This is a genomic window from Pseudomonadota bacterium, from assembly GCA_018817425.1.
Lineage (GTDB): Bacteria > Desulfobacterota > Desulfobacteria > Desulfobacterales > RPRI01 > RPRI01.
This window is the reverse complement of sequence record JAHITX010000033.1, coordinates 13,173-36,681: the sequence shown is the minus strand read 5'-3', so window position 1 is coordinate 36,681 and position 23,509 is coordinate 13,173. Positions and strand designations below refer to the sequence as shown.

The window sequence follows — 23,509 nt, the reverse complement described above, 5'->3', positions numbered from 1 at the left end:
CCCTGGGGAGATTAATAGGAATATTCGATATGAAACTTAAAGCTCCTGAACATATACTTTCCATAAAACCTTATGTTCCGGGAAAGCCCATTGAAGAGCTTGAAAGAGAGTATGGGATATCAGGTTCCATAAAGCTGGCATCAAACGAAAATCCTCTTGGGCCTTCTCCAATGGCTCTTAGTGCTATTGAGAAAGTACTGTCAGGGTTAAACCGGTATCCGGACGGAAGTGGTTGTGAACTTGTGAACAAGCTTTCAAAGCATCTTGAGGTTTCATCTAATAAAATTGTTTTAGGAAACGGCTCCGATGAAATAATAGAAATGCTTACAACCGCGTTTCTAATGCCGGAAGATGAAGTGATAATACCAAAGCCTTCTTTTCTGATGTATGAGATATCGGCTAAGAGTGCTGGCGCAAAGCTTTTGTTTATTCCTTTAAAATCTCTTTCAATCGATCTTGATGCAATTGCAGAAGCGATTACGGACAAAACCCGCTTGATATTTTTGTGTAATCCTAATAATCCAACCGGGACGGTTATTTCAAAAAAGAACTTTGAAAAATTTATCAGAAAAGTTCCGGGTAATGTAATTGTTGTTATGGATGAAGCGTATATAGAATTTATCCGTGACAAAGATTGTGTGCGAGGTTTGGATTATATCGGTTCGGAATTTAATATAGTGACACTTCGTACTTTTTCAAAAATATACGGACTGGCGGGCTTAAGGATAGGTTATGGTGTTATGCCCGAATATATAGCTGGCATTTTAAACAGGATCAGACCCCCTTTTAATGCCAGTTCTCTTGCTCAGGCAGGAGCTGCTGCGGCACTTGGAGACGTGGAGTTTTTTAATAAAACAATAAAGCTCGTTCATGATGAGCTTGAATTTATGTATGATGCTTTAAATAAAATCGGAATCAGTTTTTATCCAACACAGTCGAACTTTTTTTTAATTGATGTTAAAAAGAGCGCAGATGATGTTTTTGAAAGCATGCTAAGACTTGGAGTAATTGTAAGGTCGATGACTTCCTATGGATATCCCGAATACATTAGGGTCAGCATCGGGTTGCATGAAGAAAATATACGTTTTTTAAATGCCCTCAAAAAGGTGCTGTAATGAATAACAATGCCGATACTGTCGCAAAACTTCTTCTCATAACCATAGACGGCCCTGCCGGTGCCGGCAAAACTACGGTGAGTAAGATACTGGCTGAACGCCTCGGGTATAAATATATTGATACAGGTGCTCTTTACAGGGGTGTTGCCTATGAAGCGAAAAAACATAATATCAGCCCTGATGATGATTTAAAGCTTGAAAAGCTTTGTGCGACTCTTAATCTTGAGTTTATAAGAAATGATAAAGGGCTTCGCCTTTTATCCAATCATACTGACATATCAGATGAAATCCGAACGCCTGAGATGTCTATGCTTGCTTCTGCGGTTTCAGCAAGAATGGTAGTAAGAAAATATCTTCTTTTCCTGCAAAAAGAACTTGGTAAAGAAAAGGGGGCTGTTTTTGAAGGACGCGATATGGGCACTGTTGTTTTTCCCTTGGCCGATGTAAAATTCTATCTTGATGCTTCCGTTAAAACAAGAGCTCTCAGGAGATATATGGAATTATCCGGAACAAAAGACTCTATCACATTAGAGGAAATTGAAAGCGATATAAAGCTTCGTGATGAAAACGACAAAAACAGGAAACTCGCTCCTTTAAAACCGGCCGAAGATGCTATTATACTAGATTCAACCGATCTTGATATTGAAGCGGTTGTGAATAAGATGCTTTCTTGCGTTAATAATCCCGGTTGCCCGGATAGATAGTTTATGTAAATTAAATACTATGGAAATTGCTTCTCCCGAAACCCACGATAAATATATAAAGGCTCTTATGGATATAAGCAGAGTAATCACATCTGACTTATATCTTGAAGATATTCTAAAGCTTATAGTAATGGTAACTGCCAAGGTAACAGGCGTTGAAATATGTTCTCTCTGGCTTATAGATGAAAACGAATCTCCTCCTAAAATCCGTCTTAAAGCAACACAGGCACTGGACCCTTACTATGTCAAAGATCGCTCATTAAACATGAACGAAGGTGTGGTAGGTTTTGTAGCAACAAACAAAAAACCGCTGATAATTGAAGATGTGCTAAAAGAACCCAATTTCAAGGAAAAGGAAATGGCAAAGAAGTTGGGTCTTGTTTCCATGGTCGGTGTTCCCCTTGAGGTTAAAGAAGAAAATATCATAGGTGTTTTAAACTGTTTTACATCTGTTTCCAGAAAGTTTTCTGAAATAGAAGTCAATCTTATACGAACAGTTGCTAACCAGGCTGCAGTTGCGATAATGAATACAGAATTGATGGTTAAAACAAAAGTTATTCAGGAAGAGCTTGAAACCAGAAAACTTATTGAAAAAGCTAAAGAAATTCTTATGCTCCGTCGGAATAAAAGCGGCGATGAAGCATATCGTTGGATACGAAAACGAAGTATGGATACGAGAAAATCAATAAGGAGTGTGGCTGAAGCCATATTACTTTCCGAAGAACTTGAACCGTAACTAAAGATTATACTTTACCCCTTTTTTAGCGATTCAATCTCTTTTTTAAGTTCGTCAACTTCATATTTATATTTTTCTACTTCTTCAGATACGGCATCAGAGACGACAGTTTCCTTGCTCCATATTTCTTTCAATTTATCAAATCCAAGATAAATAATAAATGCACCGCTTATGAGAAGCAAGCAAGGGATAGTGCCGGATAGAATCATAAGAAACTCTTTCCACCAAAGTATAAGCAAAACTAAACCTATTATTGATATTGTAGCACCAACTATTAAAATTACCATATTCAACCACCATCCTGCATTAAATAATCGTTCATTTTGTGAATTTATGAATTCATCGTAAACTTATTGTAAGTTTAATAAAAATACAAATACTAAATCAAGCAGTTTTAATGAATTTACTTAAATAATATATCTTGCTGTTATAATATGATTATATAACATATTAAATTTATAGCTTAATAGCTAAGTTTTAAAATAGCGGTGCCAATTTTTTTATAGGTATGGTTTGGCCAACTATGATTGTAATATCAATTAAAATATTGCAAAAAAAACGAGTTTTGATAATCTACAGGCATTTGTCTGTTAATAAGTGGCTCTGAAGAACTTTTTTTATAATATTCATCAAAGATTGACTTTCCCATAAAAAGTCATAATATGAGCGGCAAAATAAAAAGACCTTTATATGCAAGGCGCACTAATATCTATCAATGCAACTAAATAGAGATTATTTGTGAAGCCTTCGGGATTGATATACTCTGGCATGAATAAATTTAAAGAAAAAGTACGAAAGTGGATTAACGGTATTCTTCTTGATACTCATAATTATTATTCGTGTTATTTGCCGGAAAATATAAATTTCTTTTTATCTCATTTTCTCAAATTGTTTTTTTCCGGTATAAAAATAGATTCCGATCAGCTTAATATCTTTAAACAACTTCCTGGAAATGCAATTGTTATTTATGCATCAAAATTTAAAAGTAATTTTGAATTTTTATTTGCTTATGCATGCTATAAGGAAATGGGGCTTCCTTTTCCCGAAATCGGTTTTGACTACAATGCATCTATATGGCAACAAACATCCAGAAAATTAAGGATGATAGTATCCTGTTTGGATTATTATTTTCAAAACAAATCATTTCCCGATCCTTATAAAAACGGATATATTAAAGAAGAGCTCTTAAAGGGTAAATCAGCTTTTCTGTCACTAGTTAAAGATAAACCGTTTTACAAACGCTTTGCTAAGGATAAAACCGATCCTATAGCGTATCTTCTCGAATTGCAGAAAACAACCGAACGGCCCATATATATAATTCCGCAAATCATGTCATTTGGGAAAAGCCCCATTCGAACAACCAATCCATTGACTGATATTGTATTTGGTACTGCTTATAAAGCCGGACGGATTAGAAAAATTGTAACACTTTTTAAGTATCCTGAAAAAATAATTGTTGAATTATCCGAGCCTATAAATTTGAAACAATTTATGGAATCAAAGGATAAAGAAGTATATGGAATACAATATCTGTCACTGCTTTTAAGGCGGAATTTACTTCTTCAGCTAAATCGTCATCGCCAAACCATTATTGGGCCTGCGCTTAAGTCACCAGCGGAGTTAAAAGAAAGTATTCTGGCAAGTCCTAGATTTACGGTATTTCTTGAAACATATTCAAAGTCCAGAAAAACAACCATTGACGAAGTGCGGAAGGAAGTTGAAAAATATCTCGATGAAATTGCTGCAAAGTATAATAATTCAGTCATAAGGGTTATAGCGGCGTTAGTGGGATGGATAGTAAATACCATGTTTGATGGTTATACCATTAACACGGATGGATTAAATAAAGTAAAGAATATGTCCTTGAAAGGCCCCCTGATATTAATTCCATGCCATAAAAGCCATATTGATTATCTTATACTTTCATATTTGCTTTATAATAATAATATGCCAAGTCCCCATATAGCCGCGGGGAAAAATCTTTCTTTCTGGCCTATGGGACCTTTGTTCAGAGCGAGTGGCGCTTTTTTCATCAGGCGCACTTTAGGAGGTGCTGCTCTTTATTTGAGAGTTTTTTCCGAATATATATATAAGCTCCTTGAAGAAGGTTTTAATATCGAATTTTTTATAGAAGGAGGAAGGAGCAGAACCGGAAAACTTATCCTGCCTAAGCTTGGCTTTCTTTCTATTTTATTAGAAGCTTATAAAAAGGGAGCGTGCAAGGATTTGATATTTGTGCCCATATTTATAGGCTATGACAGAGTTATCGAAGAAGGTTCTTATCTTGATGAGCTTGAAGGCGGGCAAAAAGAGCCGGAAAATTTATTCCAGTTAATAAAGGCCGGAAAATTACTGAAGAAAAAGTACGGGAAGATATATATTCAATTTAATGAATCGATTTCACTTAATGAATTTCTTGCAGATAGAGATATTCCTCTAAAAAGTATGACATCTAAAGAGCAGAATGCTTTTTGCCGGAATCTTGGATATAGAATGATAAATGCTATCAATGATGCTTCTGTTGTTACGCCCTTCTCTCTTACCGCAAGCGCTATTTTAAACTGTACAAAAAATAGATTTACCTATGAAAATATCCTTTCCGATATAGAAACGTATATTAAATATTTATCTTATCAGGAAACAAAGATTTCGGATACTCTGATTTCCGATTATAAACGAGCCATAGAACTGGTTTTTGAATCATATATCCAGAGAAAATTTATTGAACCGGTTTACCATGGAAAAACGAGCGATCCTCAATCATCTGAATTTTTTGTTAACATAAATAAGCGTCCTGCAATTGAATATTACAAAAACAACAGCATTTCGCATTTTATTCCGGCGGCTATTTCAGCTATTGAAATTCTAAAAATAGAATCATTTCAGTTCCAAGCTTCCGATCTTCACGCCGGATATGCTTTTTTGCAAAACTTTTTTAAATATGAATTTGCATATGATGTTGATAAAACTACAGAGTATTTTGTCCGTAAAAGTATAAAGGTATTTATAGATAATGCCGTACTTGTACCTCATGAAAAGCTTCCCGATACTTATAATATTACATCAGCCGGGTTAAAAACGCTGAATATGTTTTCTAATTTTTTAAAGCCCTACTTTGAATCATATCTCGTTGTGATAAAATTTTTAGGAGCAACTCCTAAAAAAGGGCTTGATGCAAAAGAGCGCATAAAAAAAATCCAAATCTTAGGAAGCCGTATGTATAAAAAAAATGAGATCAAACAAATTGAGGCCATGTCTAAAGTAAACTATACCAATGCGTTGGATTTTTTTGGGAATAAGGGGATAAAAGATTCTTCAAATCCTGATAAAATAAAATATTATGAAGATATTATTAATAAATACCTTAGTTTGTTGCGATATGCCGGATAATGGAAATATAATTATTTAAAACATGAAAGCTCTCATTTTAGCAGCCGGCCTCGGAACAAGGCTACTTCCTTATACCGAACATACTCCTAAACCGCTATTCCCGGTTGGAGGCCGCCCACTGATTGATATAATCATAAGAAAGCTGGAGGCTGCAGGATGTGAGGCAATCATAATAAACATTCACCATCTTTATCAGAAAATAGACGATTTTATATCTTCACAGAAATATTTGATACCGGTATTTACACGCTATGAGCCGTTAATATTAGGAACGGGCGGGGCAATAAAAAATGTTGCGGATTTTTTGGATAATAAACCGTTTATTGTAATAAACAGCGATATACTTACAGATATAAACCTGCAAGAAGTATATAGTTTCCATCTTGAACACAATGGTTGTGTTACTCTTGTATTAATTGATTTTGAAAAGTTCAATAATGTTTTTGTCAGTCAAGATAATCTTGTTCTTGGTTTTGAACAGCAACAACGAGAGAATTCACTACAGCCGGTTTGCGGGCAGGACTATAATACAAGGCTTGCTTTTACAGGTATACAGGTTATAGATCCTGAAATAATAGATTTAATACCTGAGAATAAATTTTCCCACAGCATTGATGTTTATAGACAAATAATAGCTGATGGCAAACAAATTCATGCCTATATACCTGATAAACTGTGCTGGAATGATCTTGGAACACCTGAAGCCTACAAAGAGGCTGTTATAGAAGAAACTGCTCCAAAAGCTTTCAAGGTTGCATTTGGTGATTACAGGAAGCAGGAAATCAAGACGATTAATCTTGCGGGTGATGGGTCCGATAGAAAATGGTTTCGTCTGATCTCCGGACAGTATTCTCTTATCATGGCAGATCACGGTATAAGAAGAGAAATTTCAAATACGGAGGTTGACTCTTTTATACAAATCGGCAACCATCTTAACAGCAAAGGTTTGCCGCTTCCAAGGATATATCTTCATGATGCCTTTTCAGGGCTTGTTTTTGTAGAAGATCTGGGAGATGTAAATTTGCAGGCAGTTATAATAAATGCCACTAGTCAAAGCGAGATCATAAACTGGTATAGAAGTATCATTGATCAACTTATCGAGCTTTCTATTTCGGGTGGTTTTGATTTTGATACTTCCTGGACATATCAAACTTCCAATTATAGCATTGAACTTATAATGCAAAAAGAGTGCGGATATTTTACTGATGCTTTTTTAAAAGGTTATTTGAATTTAAATATCGACTTTGATAAGTTAGAAAATGAATTTATGAAAATAGCCTTCCGGGCCCTCGACAATCAATTCGAAGGATTTATGCACAGGGATATGCAGTCTCGAAATATTATGATTAAAGATGGCAGTATTTATTTTATAGACTTTCAGGGTGGTCGCATAGGTCCTCTTCAGTATGATCTTGCATCATTAATAAATGATCCCTATGTTGCCCTGCCTTATAAAATTCGTATGGAGCTTATTGAATACTGCATGACAAAGCTTTTAAGAATTGCCGGAATAAATGAAAACAAATTTTATAATTGCTATAAGTACTGCTCTATAACACGAAATCTACAGATTCTTGGTGCTTTTGGATTTCTTAGTAAAGTTAAGAAAAAAACATTTTTTGAAAAATACATTCCTGCTGCATTGAGTGGGCTTAAAGAAAATTTTAAATTACTTGACGGAAAAGAATTCCCCGGTATAAAGTACCTAATTGACAATATATTATAAGCAAAAATAATGAAGGGTTTGTTAATACCCGTTATCTGTATGAGGGCGAATAATCCCAGGCCCTAGTTAAGGAGGCTATAGGAATTTATGGATCAAGTAAAAGTTATGGTAAATGGAATGCCGGGAAATATGGCTTCAAATATTGCAAAGCATGTATTAAATGATGACAGATTTCAACTTATTCCATTATCTCTTACCGGGCCTGAAATTATTGAAAAAGAATATGATATTGCTTCCGTTCGCATCCGCCTTATTCATCCGGGTGAAAGAGTTGATGCCATAAAGGAATTAAAGACAAAAGAAAATAATTTTATAAGTGTGGACTATACCCATCCTTTAGCAGCAAATAGCAATGCAGAATTTTTCTGTAATAATTTACTTCCTTTTGTAATGGGAACAACAGGCGGTGAAAGAGGAAAGCTTGAAGATGCTGTTTTGTCATCAGGAATTTGTGCAGTAATTGCACCTAACATGGCAAAACAGATAGTCGGTTTTCAGGCAATGATGGAATATGGCGCAGAAACATTTCCCGATTTGTTTAAGGGATATACTCTTACACTCAAAGAGAGTCATCAAAAAGGTAAAGCTGATACAAGTGGTACTGCAAAAGCAATGATCGGATATTTTAATAAGCTTGGAATACCTTTTACTGATGAGCAGGTAATCAAAGAAAGAGACCCTGAAAATCAAAAGAACATGTGGGGTGTACCTGAAGAATTTATCAAGGGGCATGGTTGGCATACTTATACAATTGCTTCCGGGGATAAAACCGTCAAATTTGAGTTTACACATAATGTAAACGGCCGTGATGTATATGTAGCAGGCACTCTTGATGCAATACTTTATTTGAACAGCAGAATAAATGAAGGCGCAAAAGGAAAAGTGTTTTCAATGATTGATGTTTTAAAAGGAACCGGCGTTTGAATCTTTAAGTTTTATTTGCTTAATGCCATAGGGTATCTGTTTATTATGTTTTATTTAAACATAGATCTTTAATCCTGTTCCTTGAACCATTAAAAAATATGAGGAGACGGAAAATGCAATATTGTAAAAAGCGCTTGTGGCTTATTATTTCTTTATTTCTTGTTGGTTCTTTTTTGTTAATCAGTCCAGGCTGCTCGAATGAGGCAAAAAAAGCAAGACACTTTACTAAAGCTGAAAAATATTATTCTGAAAACAAATTTCGTGAAGCGATCCTGGAATATAGAAATGTTGTGAAGCTTGATCCTAAGGATTCAAAGGCTCATTATAAACTTGGTGTGGCTTATATGAAGACAAAATTATTCAAAGAAGCCTATGCTGAATTTATGAAAACTGTAGAGCTTGATCCTGATATGATAGATGCACATAACCAGCTTGGTACAATATACCTTCTATCAGGAAAACCTGAAAAAGCAAAAGAACATGTGGATATTGTTCTTTCAAAAGATCCGAATAATTCTTTAGCGCACATGCTTTTCAGCGGCTTGTATATTTTCGAAAAAAATCTTGATGCTGCGATTGCCGAAGCAAAAAAAGCTGCAGAAGGGAAAATGAAAATTGAAGCCTATCTGCATCTTGCCAATCTTTATATTATGAAAAAAGATCTTCCCAAAGCAGAAGAAATGTTGATTTCTGCAGTAAAATTAAATGAAAAGAGCATAGTGGCACGTTTTGCTCTTGCAAATTTTTATTTGCGTTCCGGTAATAAGGATAAAGCAGAGCGTGAATATATGGATGCAGTTAAAGTGGCTCCTGAGGATACGAGAGTTTATGTGGCATTGGGGAATTTCTATTTTGTTACAAAAAGGCCTGAGGATGCAGAAAAGCAGTTTTTAAAAACTATGGAATTATCACCGAAAGATATCCCTGTGCAAATGCGCCTTGGAGAGCTTTATCTTGCATGGGGCAAAAAAGAAAAGGCAGAAGCTGCCTTTAAAGAAGCTGTTAAGATAAATCCCGAAAACATTAAAGTTTTAGCACAGCTGGCAAGTTTTTACATAGATAATAAAAAGTATGATGAAGGCTTGAAGGAAACAGAAAAAATTATAAAAATTAATCCTAAAAGCTATGAGGGGCTTCTCTTAAAGGGGAGACTCTATCTGGTCAGGAATAAATTTACCGAAGCGCAAAGTTTCTTCCAGTCATATTTGAAAGACAATCCAAAAGTTCCTTTAGGTTATTATCTTCTTGGCATGGCTCATTACGGAAACAAAGAAATACAGCAGGCAAAATCAGCTCTTGCAGAAGCAATTAAACTAAATCCAAAATGGCCTGAACCAAAATTTCTTCTTGCAAATATATATATGAGAGAAGGAGCTTATAATGAGGCGGTTAATGAAGCAAAGGAAGTATTGAACCAAAATCCCAGAAATCCCCAATCTTATCTGATTATGGGTAATTCATACCTTATGCAGAAAAATATTCCCGAAGCTTCAAAGACTTTTGAAGAACTGATCAAAATTGCGCCTAACAACCCTGTCGCATATACTCAGACGGGTCGTTTATTACTAATACAAAAGAAAGAAAAAGAGGCTATTGAAAATTTTGAAAAAGCTTTGAAACTGCAACCAAATTACATTGATCCTTTAAGATTTATTGTCGCTGTTCTGATTATAAATAAGGATTATGATAAGGGTTTTGCAAGAGTTGAGGAGCAAATTAAAATTTCTCCTAAGAATCCTTTTTTTTATAATATTCTTGCCAGCCTTTATGAAGTTGTTCAAGATCTGGCAAATGCGGAAAATAATCTAAAGAAATCCATAGAGATTAGCCCTGAAATACCGGCTTTGCATATGGCGCTTGGCAATTTTTATTTGCGCCATAAAACAATGGATAAGGCAAAGAGTTCTTATAAGGAGACAATAAAAAAGGCTCCTGATTCTCTCAATGCCCATATGGCTTTAGGGATGATTTATGAAAATGAGAAGAAATATGATGAAGCTAAAGATCACTATCAAAAGGTATTAAACATCAATCCCGACTTTCCGCCAGCTTTAAACAATCTGGCCTATATTTATGCAGAAAAGGGAGGTAATATTGACGAGGCGCTAAACCTTGCACAAAAGGCCAAAGAACTGGTTCCTGATGATCCTCATATTTCCGATACGCTTGGATGGATTTATTACAAAAAAAATATTTTCAGCAGAGCCGTTTCATACCTTAAAGATGCAAATGAAAATATTGCCGATCAGCCCCTTGTGAAATACCATCTTGGAATGGCCTACTATAAAAACGGCAATCTTGATCTTGCAAAAATTGAGCTTAAGAAAGCCCTGGAGCTTGACCCTGAATTTGAAGGTTCCGGTGAAGCTTCTGCAACACTTAAAACGATAAAATAGTTTCATAAATTGATAGGGCAAAAGGGTATAGCAAACAGGTTTCTCATGGAGGATAAATTCCGGGCCGGATTGATTTCAGTAATATGGATAAGTTCTATTGGAATAGTTATTTACTTTTCGCTTATGCCTAGTGTGAAATTTCCGGTTGATTTCTGGCAGGTGGACAAACTTTACCATTTTTTTTCATACAGCTGGTTGTCCGTTTTGCCCATGATTGCCTATTCAAACAGAAAGTTTGCCTTAACGGCTTCTTTTAGCATGATTCTTTTGGGAGTATTGATAGAAATCGGCCAGCTTTATGTTCCGGGAAGAACTTTCTCTGCGGCGGATATTGTAATGAATACTATAGGTGTTTATTTCGGGATTTATGGCTGGGGTTATTTAAGGCGCTTTATTAGTTTTGTATAATATAGCGCCTAATGCCATATGTTTTAAGCAATAGCGGCTTCAGCCTCTTTCAATACATTAATTAATGAACGGCCTTTTTGCCTGACAGTAGCGGCTCCAAAAGAGAGATTTAACGGTACTTTGTGATGTTTGTTATTTGATTCAAGGGTTTTTCCAAGCCTTAGTATGGCCTCTTCTCCTATTGATTTGTCTGCAGTTGGCAGAAGAATTGCGAATTTATCTCCGCTGATTCTGGCAGTTACATCTTCTGTGCGAAATATTTTCAGGATCTTGGCTGTTCTTCGCAAGAGTTCGTTTCCTGCTGCTATTCCCTCATGAATATTGATTTTTTGAAGGTTGTCTATTTTAACAGTAATAACGCTTATTGGAAATTGCCTACCGTTTTCAAGCCGGTACAATTCTTCTTCAAAATAGGTGCGGTTGTATAAACCGGTAAGAACATCATGGAAACTAAGATACCAGAGCTTTTCTTCCGTTTCCCGTAGTTCGCTTATATCAATGGCAATACAGATAAGACCGATGATTTTTCCTTTTTCATCTACATAAGGTATGCGATCGTTCTGAATCCATCTTCTTCCGCGAATTGATGGCAAAACCTCAATAAATCCGCGCTTTGGATTGCCGGTATTTAATACTGCATTATTTGTTTCATAGAAATGAGAGAGCTGTTCTGTAGGCAGATTGGGGAAAATATCGGTCAATGTCTTGCCAATGATACTTTCCATAGGAAAACCAATGGATTTGCAAAAAGCTTTATTTGCCTGTATAAAACGATGATTTGTATCCATATAGTATATGCTTGTTGGTATAGAATTTAAGACTATCTGCAGATCGCTTCGGTTTCGTTGCAGTTCCTCGTCAATCCTTTTGCGCACACTAATATTGCGTAGCATTCCATGAATGGCAACTCCCCATTTGTAAGGGATGAGCAGAATGAAGGTTTCGCATTCTATTCTTGATCCATCATTCTTCATCGCGGTAAATTCAAACTGTTGAGTCATAAATTCGCCGCTGGAGCTTAATTTATATTTGTTAGTAACAAGTTTTCGGCTTTCCGGAGCCACCAGTTTCATAGGATCAAATTCCGGGCTGCATACTTCATCAGGTGTTACGTCAAAGAGTTTTGCGAATTGATTGTTTACGAATTCGTACTTTCTATCAAAAATGACATAGATAGCCTCATCCATATGTTCAACCTGCGGGAAGTATCGGCCTATTTTTTCACCAAATTCTTTTTTTGACTGCCCCGAGGCTTTTTCAAGTGCTTCAAGTTCTAAAACCCGTTCCTTTAAACTGTCCAATTCTTCAATAAGCTGTTTTTTAGTTTTGCGCATAGAATTCATATGTTTTGCTCCGTGCATTGATGTTTTTGAATAACATATGGGAATAACAGATGTTTAAAACGTTTTTAACGTATTGGTATTGTAATTATTTGTCAAGCAATTATTTCTCTGGTAAGGGAAAGAATACTTATGAAATTGATAGATTCATGAGTTGATAAGTAGATAATAGAAAGATATCAGGTGCAAGAATATATGAAATCAATTTTATTATATATCAGCAAAATTAACAATATTGACACCATTCTTTTAAAAATATTCTGTTTTGCTGTTGTTATTGCCATAATATTAGCAGGACTTTGGCCATTTAACTTTTTCCCAAAAAACAAAGTCAAATGGTTGCAAAATAATAATGGAGTATCATTTAGTGGCCAGGGTTTGATTATAAGCCATGACCGCTTGCAGAAGTCTAATGAATCGCTTTTTTCCGACAGAGCAATAAGTGTGGAACTATGGGTTAAACCACTAAACGAACCGGGAAATCTTCCGCCTATTTTTAATCTTTACGATGGTAAATTACCTGGAGTAATTACTGTAGGGCAATGGAGGTCGCATCTGATTGTAAGATGCCGTACTAATGACCCGGCTCTGTTTAAGCGCAGGGAACCTTATAGGGAAAGAGGCTTAAACAATGCTCTATTAAAAAACCGGGATGTTTTTATTACAATAGTATCAGATAAAAAAGAATCCGCTGTTTATTTAAATGGCATGCATGCAAAGTCTTATTCCGGTTTTCCTATGCTTTCAGAATATGGTGATGAGCCTTTATGCATTATAATCGGCAATTCACCAACAGGACACAGTTTCTGGAAAGGTGAATTTATGGGCCTTGCCATATATAATAAATCTTTAGCACCGGAGCAGATTTCTGCAAATTATCAATCGTGGATTGATGGTGATTATGCATTGCTGAAACAAAATGCCGGACTTGTCTGTTTATATCCGTTTGATGAGAGAAAAGAAAGTACTATCCATAATTATGCGGATTCAGGTTATCCTCTTATAATCCCTGAAATATTTAAACCGGTTCAAAGAGTATTTTTAGAGCCAGTGAGATCTCAAGATGTATGGAAATTTTCTTATATCAAGGATGTGGCAATAAATCTTATTGGTTTTATCCCATTTGGATTTTTTGTATCAGCTTTTTTGGCAAAGAAAAATAAATTTGGATTTAATGCGATCTGTGTTGTCGTTGTTATTGCCGGTTTTTCACTCAGTATGTCAATTGAACTAATCCAGGCATATCTTCCAACAAGATTTTCCCAGCTTTCAGATCTTGTATTAAATACATCGGGAACGACAATAGGTGTTTTTGTTCTTAATTTGATACAGAGGTTAAAGAAATAGCTGTTCTTCGCTCAATTCAAAACTAATCATAATCTTTTACCTCTTTTAAGCGATGGTTTGTTTAAGAAGGATTTTGTTTGTGTGCAATAAACAACATGGTTCTTATCATTTTCTTTTACCTCAAACCCCTTGTTGATAATTGTTTCCGAATGTTTCCAGAGAGTCTTTCTGCTCGAACTTCCGAGAAGTGCAACTATTATCGTATTATTTTCCCTCTCCGCAGCTCCCACAAAACAGTGGCCTGCCCTTCGTGTATATCCTGTTTTTCCTCCTATCATATCTCCATCAGACCATAATAGCTTATTTGTATTTTTTAAATGCATCGATGTGCCGTTAAGAGTTGAAATTTCAGTAAAACGTGTGCCTATAATCTCTCTTAATTTTGGATAGTTGAGTGCATATTTCATTATTTTTGACAGATCTGAAGCGGTTATGTATTGTCCTGGGCCAGGAAGACCGTTTGGATTAATAAATCTGGTGTTATTTGCTCCTATTTCAGCGGCCTTTATATTCATCAGCTTGACAAACCCGGATACAGATCCTGAGATTCCTTCTGCAAGGGCAACAGCAGCATCGTTTGATGAGCTAATCAATGCTGCATAAAGAAGCTTTTCCACAGTTACCCTGTCTCCTGTTTTAAAACCCGCTTTATGGGGCGATACGTTTGAAGCTTTCTTGCTCACAGTGATAACATTATTTAGGTCGGCATTTTCAATGGATACAATAGCAGTCATCAGTTTTGCAGTGCTTGCAGGAAGACACCTGAGATCAGGATTTTTAGCATAAAGTATCTTCCCTGATGATACATCCATAGCCACGGCAGCCCTGGTTTTTGCAGTTATATTGGATTTGTTTTTATAGTTGGTTTTATTACGAGGCTTTGGCAAGTTGTCTGAAGCTAAAACTAAATCCGAATTAAATAAAAAGGATATAAAAATAAAAAGATAGATCAGGGTAGGGTAGTATTGCTTTTTACAGATAGAGTTTATCAACGCATATTCCCTTTGGTTTCAGCCCAGTTAATAACACTTTTTCTATATACGGTACTACATAAAATATTTTGCTAAATTCTTTACAGATTATTTGCATTATTTTGTTCTCCCTTAAATATAGTGCAATTTACCTTCAAATATAAAATAAACAATTGTATCTCTATAAATTATTAAGTGTTATGCGTCAAGCAATTATATTTTAATTGCAAATTATTATATAAGTATTCTTTGTCGAAATGTTTGCGCAAATTATTATTTAATAATCAGTAAAAAAAAATTGCCTTTAATTGATTTTTAATATTTGATGGACATATTAAACATTTTTAATACTTAAACTTTTATATTTTTTGGTTTTATCAGGAATTTCAATTTGAAAAAGCTCTTAATAATAGATAATTATGATTCATTTACATTTAATCTTGCTCAGATGTTTATGCACTATGATCTTTTAATAGATGTTTGCAGAAATGATATGATTACTATCAGGCAAATTAAGGTGATGAACCCGGACTATATTTTAATTAGTCCGGGCCCGAAAGATCCTGCAAATGCGGGTATATCTACACTCATTATAAAAACTTTTTATAAAGAAACTCCAATTCTTGGTGTTTGCCTTGGAATGCAATGCATCAACGAGGTTTTTGGGGGTATTACGGTTAGAGCTTTTCAGCCTATGCATGGAAAAACATCTATTATTGAACATAATGAAAGTGGAATTTTCAAAGGAATGCCGTCTCCTTTCAGGGCAGCGCGATATCATTCGCTTATGGTTAAATTAAACGGTAGCATGCTTGATGTTACAGCCAAAACCCATGATGAAACTATCATGGGACTTTCTCATAATGTTTATCCGCTTCATGGTGTTCAATTCCATCCGGAAAGTTTTTTAACTGAGAACGGGCGAATCCTGGTGGATAATTTTTTAAAAATTAATAAGCCTTAAGATCTGAATATTATGTCAGCAAGAAAGGACTTTGAGATAAAATTAAATAATAATTACAGGCAAAAAATTGAATTGGATGAACCGTTTAAAGATTTTGCCTCAAGGTTTGCCCATCTTGAAGGAACTGTTGTTTTGATGAGTGGCGGAGACTATGATTGTGCCAGATATCATGTAATGGGTATACTTCCCTGGCTGACTGTTTCAGGTTATAATCAAAATCTTTCCGTAACTACTGTTGAAGGAACCATTCAATATGATTTAAACCCTTTCGATGTGCTTCGTTTTATATTAGACAAATATAAAATAGATGTTACAGTAAAAGATATCCCTTTCATATCCGGACTTATGGGGTATTTATCCTATGATCTTAAAGACTCGCTTGAAAAATTACCCAGAACAAGTATCAATGATATACAAATGCCGGATGTTTTGTTTTATGCTCATTCAATAGTATTTGTTCATGACAAATCAACAAATGAAACGGATCTGATTGTTTCTGAACAAAACAAAGATAAAGACAATGCCCTAAAGTCATTTATGCAAATATTTGAAGGCGGAGTTTTAAGAAAGCATAATGCAATATATGCCGGAAATTTAACATCTTGTTTCAGTAAAGATTTATATGTTGAAGCAGTAAATAAAATAAAAGAATATATCAAAGCAGGTGATGTTTATCAGGTCAACCTTTCGCAGCGTTTTATAGCCGATTTTACAGGAGACGCTTTTGCTCTTTTTGCGATGCTTTATGAAAAAAATCCCGCCCCATTTTTTTCATTTATTAATGGAGGAAAAAATCTTCAGATCATTTCTACTTCTCCAGAACGTTTTATACTGCAACAGGAAACTCAGGTTGAAACAAGACCGATAAAAGGAACAAGACCAAGAGGAATAACCATCGCAGAAGATGAAAAGCTAAAAAGCGAACTTTTAAAAAGCAGTAAAGATGATGCTGAATTATCAATGATAGTTGATCTTCTTCGAAATGATCTGGGTAAAGTTTGCAGGGCCGGATCAGTTGAAGTATCAGAGCACAAAAGAATAGAAGCATACCAGAATGTATACCATCTTGTATCTGTTGTTGAAGGAATACTGAAAGATGACAAGGATCAGGTGGATTTGATAAAAGCGGTTTTTCCCGGAGGCTCAATTACAGGGTGTCCTAAGATAAGAGCAATGGAAATAATAGATGAACTTGAACCATGCCGCCGGCATATCTATACAGGAGCTATCGGATATATAAGTTTCCATGACACGATGGATTTATCGATAGCAATCCGTACTATCAGTATTTTAAGCGGCAAGATCGTTTATTCCGTAGGCGGAGGGATAGTATTGGATTCGAATCCGCAGGATGAATTTGATGAAACATTGCATAAAGGCCGTACTATAATGGATGCATTTAAAAGCACAAAAGAAACTTCAAACATAAATTCAGTCATATGGCATAACGGCATGTTAAAGTCTTCTGATGATGCAAATGTTTCTGCATGCGGCGAAGGCTTTATGTATGGATACGGTTTTTTTGAAACAATACGAATAAATAAAGGCAACCCAGCTTTTCTTGATGAACATATTTTAAGGTTTAATGATGCATGGAAATATTTTTTCAAAGATACGGCTCCTGATTTAACATGGGAAGATATAATCAGACAGGTAATTACTGAAAACGGACTATCAAATAAAACGGCTTCCATCAAGATTATTGCAGCTAAAGGCGGAGGGGGCTGTTTAATAACAAATTATGATCTGCTGGTTATAGCAAAAGATTATCCGGGAAGAATTCAGCTGAAAACCAATAAAGGCTTATATCTTGCTTTTTATGACGAACCAAGGCAGAGTCCTCTTGCTTCCTATAAGACCCTGAATTATTTATACTATTATCTTGCAGGTCAATGGGCGAAAGAAAATGGTGCTGATGAAGCACTGATAGTAAATCCGGATGGAAGTTTATCGGAAACAAATACGGCAAATATTATGGTTGTTTATGGTAAAAAAATTATAAGACCGTTATCGCCTCATGTACTACCCGGTATAATGAGCAAAGCAGTCAGAAAGTTGCTTTTGGAATGGGGTTATGAATTTGAGGATAAATTAATTTTTTCCAATGAATTGTTTTCTGCTGATGGTGTGATTCTCACAAATTCTCTTATGGGAGCTGTGCCGGCTATCGGGTTAGATGGCATAAATATTAATAGCTCTTTTGATCTTTGTGAAAAAATCAATAAGATACTTCTATGATTATATATACAATCGAAACATCTATAAAAGACTTGCTGATCAAGGATTCAAGGGGTCAAGGGTTCCAGGAGCCAAGTGTAATGTTGATAAATTATAAAGTAGTATTATAGGTTTGGTAAAAGTTTTGAGTTCTTTAAAGAATGCCCAATTTTGATTAAGTTCAAAGAGGGAGAGGATTATAACTCAAAGGGGAAAATTGCCATCGCTTGAACCCTCGAACCCTTGAATCCTTTTATATCTGACATTTTTTAGGAGTAAATATGACAGGCAGTAAAAACAGTTTTGACACAAAAGAAATACTTAAGATAGGCAGCAAGAATTATACATATTTCAGCTTGAATAAACTTGCCGATGCAGGCTTTAAAGATATATCAAAACTGCCTGTTTGCATTAAAATACTTCTGGAAAATCTTATCAGAAACGAAGATGGGGTTTTATTTACAGATAAAGATATAAATAATCTGGCTTTATGGAATATAGAAAAAGAAAGTATTGAAATACCTTTTATGCCTGCCAGATTGCTTATGCAGGACTTTACAGGGGTTCCGGCAATAGTTGATTTGGCTGCAATGCGCGATGCTGCAAATCGTCTTTACAAAGATCCTATGAAAATCAATCCTTGTGTACCTTCAGAGCTGGTCATCGATCATTCTGTTCAGGTAGATTCTTTCGGCAAAACTACTTCTCTTGAAGAAAATATTAATAATGAGTTTAAACGCAATTCCGAACGTTATACTTTTTTAAAATGGGGGCAGAAGAATTTTGATAATTTTAAAGTAGTGCCTCCTGCTACCGGTATATGCCATCAGGTTAACCTTGAATACCTTGCAAGAGTAGTTTTCATAAAAGAGTTTTCAAATACCAACACTGTTTTTCCTGATAGTGTGTTTGGCTTTGATTCACATACAACAATGATAAATGGAATTGGAGTGCTTGGTTGGGGTGTGGGCGGAATAGAGGCTGAAGCTGTTATGCTTGGAAATCCATATTATCTTCTTACTCCCCAGGTGCTTGGTTTTAAGCTTACAGGAAAACTTTCAGATCGTACAACTGCAACAGATCTTGTTTTACATATTACCGAGCTTTTAAGAAAAAAAGGTGTTGTAGGAAAATTTGTTGAATTTTACGGGCCCGGAGTTTCAAACATAAGCTTGGAGGATCGTGCGACCATTGCAAACATGGCCCCTGAATACGGAGCTACAATGGGGTTTTTCCCGGTGGATGATATTACATTAAAATACCTTAGATTAACCGGCCGCTCTGACCATATCATATCTTTGATAGAAACATATACTAAAGAACAGGGCCTTTTCAGACAAGATGACAAAAGTAATATCATCTATCATGATACTGTTGAATTTGATATGAGTAAGGTTCAACCTTGTATTGCCGGGCCTAAAAAGCCTCAGGAACGCATACCGCTTTTTCAGGTTAAAGAAGTATTTAAAGAATTAATACAAAAAGATAATAACAGAAAAGAAAAACCTGAAAATATAAAGATAGATGATGTTTCGGCCAATCTTGATCATGGTTCAATTGTTATAGCTGCTATAACAAGTTGTACAAATACTTCCAATCCTTCAGCTCTGATAGGTGCGGGGCTTCTTGCAAAAAAAGCACTCTCACTGGGGCTTATGGTTAAACCATGGGTAAAAACCAGTCTTGCGCCCGGTTCCAAAGTAGTTGCCGCTTACCTTGAAAAATCAGGGTTGTTGTCATATCTTGAAGAGCTTAAATTTAATATTGTTGCTTACGGATGCACCACTTGTATAGGAAACAGCGGCCCACTTCATGATTCTGTTGTAAAAGCAATATCTGCGAAAAATCTTGTGGTGGCTTCAGTATTAAGCGGGAACCGAAATTTTGAGGGAAGAATTTCTCCACTCATACGTGCTAACTTTCTTGCTTCGCCTGCGCTTGTCGTAGCTTATGCGATAGCCGGCAAAATTGATATTAATTTTGAAACCGAGCCAATAGGGACAAACAATGAAGGCAAGTCTGTTTTTCTTCAAGATATATGGCCATCAGCAAAAGAAATCAGTCAAATAGTAGAAACTCTTTTAACTCCGGATATGTTTATTAAAGAATATTCCACTATATTTGAGGGATCAAAACAATGGCAATTGCTATCGGTTCCTGAAGGGTCAATTTTTAAATGGGAGCCTGATTCAATATACATTAAAAATCCGCCTTTTTTTACCGATATAACCAAAACAACACCGGAGCTTCAAGATATCAAAAAAGCAAGAGTGCTTGCTCTTTTAGGTGATTCGGTAACAACCGATCATATATCACCTGCCGGCTCAATTCCTGTTGAAAGTCCGGCCGGAAAATATCTTATAAGTAAAAAAATACCTCCGGATGAATTTAACTCCTTTGGATCATATCGCGGCAATCATGAAATAATGATGCGCGGCACATTCGGTAATATTCGTTTAAAAAATAAACTTGCCCCCGAAACGACCGGTGGGTGGACAACCATACTTCCTGAAGAAAAAACTGCAACTATTTATGATGCAGCGATGGCGTATAAAAAATCGGGTATTCCACTTATAGTAATAGCAGGCAGGGAGTATGGAACCGGAAGTTCGCGTGATTGGGCTGCCAAAGGAACTTTTCTTTTGGGAGTTAAAGCCGTGATAGCCCAAAGCTTTGAAAGAATTCACCGAAGCAATCTTGTATGCATGGGGGTACTTCCTTTACAATTTGATGAAGGAATAAATTATGAAGTGCTGGAACTGGATGGAACTGAACTATACGATATCGAAGGAATTGAAACAGATTTTTATCCTAAAAAAATGCTTAAAATATCAGCCTGCCGGAAAGATAAAAGCAAAATTGAGTTTAATGTTACTGCAAGAATCGATTCAAAATCAGAGTTAAACTATTTTATTCACGGTGGGATACTTTCCTATGTGTTAAGGAATATATCTAAGTTATGAACCTTTTTCTATAATATTTTTCAGCGCGCTTTTTATATCAGGATATTTAAACTTGAAACCATATTGTAGAAGCTTTTCAGGAGTTACTCGCTGACTGGCCAGAATGGATGATCCGAATTCTCCCAGAAACAGTTTTATGAAAAAAGCCGGAGCAGGCATGATAGCCGGTCTGTGAAGAATTCCGGCAATGGTTTTAACAAGTTCAATGTTTCTTATAGGTTCCGGGGAAGTGAAATTTAATGCTCCGCTTACAGATTCGTTTTCAAAAATAAAAAGCATAGCCGAGATAAGGTCTTCGATATGAATCCATGGAAACCACTGCTGTCCGTTTCCAAGAGGGCCTCCGACAAAAAAACGTATCGGCGGTATCATTTGTTTTAAAGCTCCGCCGCCTTTTCCTAAAACAATGCCGAATCGGGTTATGGTAACTCTTACCCCTTTCTTTTCAGCCTTGAACGCTTCATTTTCCCAATCTTTGCATACTTTAGCAAGAAAATCATTACCGGGAGACTCGTTTTCAGTCAAAATATCATCTTTCCTGTCGCCATAATAACCGGCAGCGGATGTACTGCAAAGAGTAATATTTTTATTTGAAGGAAGAGCTTCGACAAGATTACGTGTTGTAAGTATCCTGCTATCATAAATCGATTTTTTATAATCATCGTTCCAGCGGCTGAAAATCGATCTTCCTGCAAGATTTATAACAGCATCAATATTGTTTAATTCCTCTTGCCAGGAGCCTTTTTGGGTTGTATCTGCCAGGACATATTTTAAATTTGGATGTTTTAATGCATTGCCTGGCGGAGGTCCGCCAATAGATATAACATGATAACCTTTTTTGATAAAGGTATCGGAAAGATATGATCCTACAAAACCTGTTCCACCGGTAATTAATATCTTCATATCTAATATTTCCACCTCCGATAAAAGCAAATTTATATCGAGAATAGCGAATATGAAATAGCAAAAATCGATGAGTGTTAAACGCTATTATCCAAAAAAGTAAAATTTGTATTGAGCGCACAATAAAAAATGTGGAAAATTGAAGCTGAAATGATTATAAAAACAGGGCAACACAAAAATATCATCTGATGTTACCCTGTTAATATATATAAACTATGAGTATATTATGATTCGGTGCTGCAAGAACCACCTGTGCCGCAACTTGAGCATGCAGAAGGAGCACCCATATCGAATCCCGATGTAATTTTAAAACCGATTTGGCCATAATCTACTTTAACCGGTTTTGCTTTCTCCAAAAATTCCTGATTAATTATATACTTAAATCCGTCAACTTCATATATTTTGTCAGATTCATTAGGCTCATCCAGAGCCAATGCCAGAGACGGCCCGCCTCAGCCACCTTGATTTAAAAAAATCCTGATCGGTGAAGCTTCTTTCCCTTCAAAATATTCGGCTATCTGTTTGCTAGCCATTGGTGTTACTTCAACCATGTTAACCCTCCTTCTGCTAAATATGCATATTAACCTTTAATCGGTTTTTTTAAGGTATATCGGCAATCATTTTTTGCCTTTCCTATGATTTCTAAACTAATTACTGAAATAGTGTTTGTCAATATTATTCAGGATTCAAAATAGATTATCTCTATGTGAATTTGCTATCCTATCTCATACATATTACAAGCAAATGGAAGGTAAACTTTGTTTTGAAAAATTTATGATCAAAATATAAACATGTTTGTCAAATTCAGGAAATTACTTTTAGGTATTTATGATAAATATCAAGATGCTTGGATGAAAAAAGAATAAAAATAACCTTTGATAAAGAGCTTTCCTGGCTTTCTAAAAAACTGCAAGTAGTGTCTATGGCAATCTTACAGGCATCTTTAATAGGATAGCCGTAAACCCCGCAGCTGATTGCAGGAAATGCGATAGAGTTTAATTTTTTTTCTAAGGCAAGTTGCAGGCTGTTTGTATAGCATTGAGCCAAAAGGCTGCTGTCAGCAGGTTTCCCGCTGTACACAGGACCAACAGTATGAATTACATATGAAGCCGGCAGGTTATATCCTTTTGTTATTTTTGCTTCTCCTGTATCGCATCCTCCCAGTGTTTTGCATTCTTCCAGAAGCATAGGGCCTGCAGCACGATGTATTGCGCCGTCAACTCCTCCTCCGCCGAGAAGAGAGCGGTTTGCGGCATTAACAATGGCATCAACATGGAGTTTTGTTATATCTTCCTGTTTAATTTCAATTTTACCAAGGACTTGTTTTTTCATGAAGTACCGCCTTAATATTAAATTTGCTCTAAAGATTAAAGCAAGACAAATTAAAAGTTGTGTAATAATAAGT

The 23,509-nt window shown here is 35.7% G+C and carries 18 protein-coding genes; 12 read left to right on the top strand and 6 right to left on the bottom strand.

What is annotated here, in order from left to right; translation table 11 throughout:
• Window positions 1-29 precede the first annotated feature (29 nt).
• Genes KKC46_06770 through KKC46_06760 form a run of 3 tightly spaced genes read left to right on the top strand, consistent with a single transcriptional unit; the run spans window position 30 to window position 2,555 of the window.
• Complete coding sequence (locus tag KKC46_06770) at window positions 30-1,115, top strand: histidinol-phosphate transaminase (protein ID MBU1053516.1); 1,086 nt, start codon at window positions 30-32, stop codon at window positions 1,113-1,115.
• Window positions 1,115-1,819, top strand: coding sequence for a (d)CMP kinase (gene cmk / locus KKC46_06765; GenBank protein ID MBU1053515.1), 705 nt, complete (start codon window positions 1,115-1,117; stop codon window positions 1,817-1,819). The genes KKC46_06770 and cmk overlap by 1 nt, the downstream gene beginning before the upstream one ends.
• Before the next feature lie 19 nt (window positions 1,820-1,838).
• The gene (locus KKC46_06760; protein ID MBU1053514.1) at window positions 1,839-2,555 is read left to right on the top strand and encodes a GAF and ANTAR domain-containing protein; all 717 of its coding nucleotides are present in this window, start codon (window positions 1,839-1,841) and stop codon (window positions 2,553-2,555) included.
• Window positions 2,556-2,569: 14 nt separating this feature from the next.
• On the opposite strand, the gene KKC46_06755 is transcribed toward KKC46_06760, so the two are convergent.
• Entirely contained in the window at window positions 2,570-2,842 is a 273-nt protein-coding gene (locus KKC46_06755) for a hypothetical protein (GenBank protein ID MBU1053513.1), read from the bottom strand.
• A gap of 481 nt (window positions 2,843-3,323) precedes the next feature.
• Between KKC46_06755 and KKC46_06750 the strand changes: the two genes are divergently transcribed.
• The 5 genes from KKC46_06750 to KKC46_06730 all read left to right on the top strand — a co-directional run bounded on the left by KKC46_06750 (window position 3,324) and on the right by KKC46_06730 (window position 11,399).
• Window positions 3,324-5,945, top strand: coding sequence for a 1-acyl-sn-glycerol-3-phosphate acyltransferase (locus tag KKC46_06750; GenBank protein ID MBU1053512.1), 2,622 nt, complete (start codon window positions 3,324-3,326; stop codon window positions 5,943-5,945).
• Between the two features lie 22 nt (window positions 5,946-5,967).
• The gene (locus tag KKC46_06745) at window positions 5,968-7,671 is read left to right on the top strand and encodes a phosphotransferase (protein MBU1053511.1); all 1,704 of its coding nucleotides are present in this window, start codon (window positions 5,968-5,970) and stop codon (window positions 7,669-7,671) included.
• A gap of 87 nt (window positions 7,672-7,758) precedes the next feature.
• The gene (dapB, locus tag KKC46_06740; protein MBU1053510.1) at window positions 7,759-8,595 is read left to right on the top strand and encodes a dihydrodipicolinate reductase; all 837 of its coding nucleotides are present in this window, start codon (window positions 7,759-7,761) and stop codon (window positions 8,593-8,595) included.
• A gap of 113 nt (window positions 8,596-8,708) precedes the next feature.
• Window positions 8,709-10,991, top strand: coding sequence for a tetratricopeptide repeat protein (locus KKC46_06735; protein MBU1053509.1), 2,283 nt, complete (start codon window positions 8,709-8,711; stop codon window positions 10,989-10,991).
• Between the two features lie 45 nt (window positions 10,992-11,036).
• Window positions 11,037-11,399: a VanZ family protein gene (locus KKC46_06730; protein MBU1053508.1), complete on the top strand. Its 363-nt coding sequence runs from the start codon at window positions 11,037-11,039 to the stop codon at window positions 11,397-11,399.
• A gap of 23 nt (window positions 11,400-11,422) precedes the next feature.
• Here KKC46_06730 and KKC46_06725 read toward each other — a convergent pair whose 3' ends face one another.
• Window positions 11,423-12,742 (bottom strand): diguanylate cyclase, encoded by a 1,320-nt coding sequence (locus tag KKC46_06725; GenBank protein ID MBU1053507.1) that lies wholly within the window; start codon window positions 12,740-12,742, stop codon window positions 11,423-11,425.
• 192 nt (window positions 12,743-12,934) lie between these two features.
• On the opposite strand from KKC46_06725, the gene KKC46_06720 reads away from it, so the two are divergent.
• Window positions 12,935-14,086: a VanZ family protein gene (locus KKC46_06720; protein MBU1053506.1), complete on the top strand. Its 1,152-nt coding sequence runs from the start codon at window positions 12,935-12,937 to the stop codon at window positions 14,084-14,086.
• Window positions 14,087-14,112: 26 nt separating this feature from the next.
• Here the strand turns inward: KKC46_06720 and KKC46_06715 are convergent, their stop codons facing one another.
• Entirely contained in the window at window positions 14,113-15,078 is a 966-nt protein-coding gene (locus KKC46_06715) for a D-alanyl-D-alanine carboxypeptidase (GenBank protein MBU1053505.1), read from the bottom strand.
• A 370-nt stretch (window positions 15,079-15,448) separates the two neighbouring features.
• On the opposite strand from KKC46_06715, the gene KKC46_06710 reads away from it, so the two are divergent.
• The 3 genes from KKC46_06710 (at window position 15,449) to acnA (ending at window position 21,201) form a co-directional block, all read left to right on the top strand.
• Entirely contained in the window at window positions 15,449-16,021 is a 573-nt protein-coding gene (locus tag KKC46_06710; GenBank protein ID MBU1053504.1) for an aminodeoxychorismate/anthranilate synthase component II, read from the top strand.
• Window positions 16,022-16,033: 12 nt separating this feature from the next.
• Window positions 16,034-18,259: an aminodeoxychorismate synthase component I gene (pabB, locus tag KKC46_06705; GenBank protein MBU1053503.1), complete on the top strand. Its 2,226-nt coding sequence runs from the start codon at window positions 16,034-16,036 to the stop codon at window positions 18,257-18,259.
• Between the two features lie 260 nt (window positions 18,260-18,519).
• A complete protein-coding gene (gene acnA / locus KKC46_06700; protein MBU1053502.1) occupies window positions 18,520-21,201 on the top strand; it encodes an aconitate hydratase AcnA in 2,682 nt (893 codons plus the stop codon).
• Here the strand turns inward: acnA and KKC46_06695 are convergent.
• From KKC46_06695 to KKC46_06685, 3 genes are all read right to left on the bottom strand, one after another.
• Complete coding sequence (locus KKC46_06695; GenBank protein MBU1053501.1) at window positions 21,196-22,104, bottom strand: TIGR01777 family oxidoreductase; 909 nt, start codon at window positions 22,102-22,104, stop codon at window positions 21,196-21,198. The two genes, acnA and KKC46_06695, sit on opposite strands and share 6 nt — an antisense overlap.
• Window positions 22,105-22,328: 224 nt before the next feature.
• On the bottom strand, window positions 22,329-22,655 hold the full coding sequence (locus tag KKC46_06690; protein ID MBU1053500.1) for an IscA/HesB family protein: 327 nt from the start codon (window positions 22,653-22,655) through the stop codon (window positions 22,329-22,331).
• A 253-nt stretch (window positions 22,656-22,908) separates the two neighbouring features.
• Window positions 22,909-23,436: an O-acetyl-ADP-ribose deacetylase gene (locus KKC46_06685; protein ID MBU1053499.1), complete on the bottom strand. Its 528-nt coding sequence runs from the start codon at window positions 23,434-23,436 to the stop codon at window positions 22,909-22,911.
• Window positions 23,437-23,509: the final 73 nt, after the last annotated feature.

What these genes read in the sequence shown, in the direction of transcription:
- KKC46_06770 (MBU1053516.1), top strand. Translation starts at nt 30, where the DNA reads ATGAAACTTAAAGCTCCTGAACATATACTTTCCATAAAACCTTATGTT.
- cmk (MBU1053515.1), top strand. Translation starts at nt 1,115, where the DNA reads ATGAATAACAATGCCGATACTGTCGCAAAACTTCTTCTCATAACCATA.
- KKC46_06760 (MBU1053514.1), top strand. Translation starts at nt 1,839, where the DNA reads ATGGAAATTGCTTCTCCCGAAACCCACGATAAATATATAAAGGCTCTT.
- KKC46_06755 (MBU1053513.1), bottom strand. Translation starts at nt 2,842, where the DNA reads ATGGTAATTTTAATAGTTGGTGCTACAATATCAATAATAGGTTTAGTT.
- KKC46_06750 (MBU1053512.1), top strand. Translation starts at nt 3,324, where the DNA reads ATGAATAAATTTAAAGAAAAAGTACGAAAGTGGATTAACGGTATTCTT.
- KKC46_06745 (MBU1053511.1), top strand. Translation starts at nt 5,968, where the DNA reads ATGAAAGCTCTCATTTTAGCAGCCGGCCTCGGAACAAGGCTACTTCCT.
- dapB (MBU1053510.1), top strand. Translation starts at nt 7,759, where the DNA reads ATGGATCAAGTAAAAGTTATGGTAAATGGAATGCCGGGAAATATGGCT.
- KKC46_06735 (MBU1053509.1), top strand. Translation starts at nt 8,709, where the DNA reads ATGCAATATTGTAAAAAGCGCTTGTGGCTTATTATTTCTTTATTTCTT.
- KKC46_06730 (MBU1053508.1), top strand. Translation starts at nt 11,037, where the DNA reads ATGGAGGATAAATTCCGGGCCGGATTGATTTCAGTAATATGGATAAGT.
- KKC46_06725 (MBU1053507.1), bottom strand. Translation starts at nt 12,742, where the DNA reads ATGAATTCTATGCGCAAAACTAAAAAACAGCTTATTGAAGAATTGGAC.
- KKC46_06720 (MBU1053506.1), top strand. Translation starts at nt 12,935, where the DNA reads ATGAAATCAATTTTATTATATATCAGCAAAATTAACAATATTGACACC.
- pabB (MBU1053503.1), top strand. Translation starts at nt 16,034, where the DNA reads ATGTCAGCAAGAAAGGACTTTGAGATAAAATTAAATAATAATTACAGG.
- acnA (MBU1053502.1), top strand. Translation starts at nt 18,520, where the DNA reads ATGACAGGCAGTAAAAACAGTTTTGACACAAAAGAAATACTTAAGATA.
- KKC46_06695 (MBU1053501.1), bottom strand. Translation starts at nt 22,104, where the DNA reads ATGAAGATATTAATTACCGGTGGAACAGGTTTTGTAGGATCATATCTT.
- KKC46_06685 (MBU1053499.1), bottom strand. Translation starts at nt 23,436, where the DNA reads ATGAAAAAACAAGTCCTTGGTAAAATTGAAATTAAACAGGAAGATATA.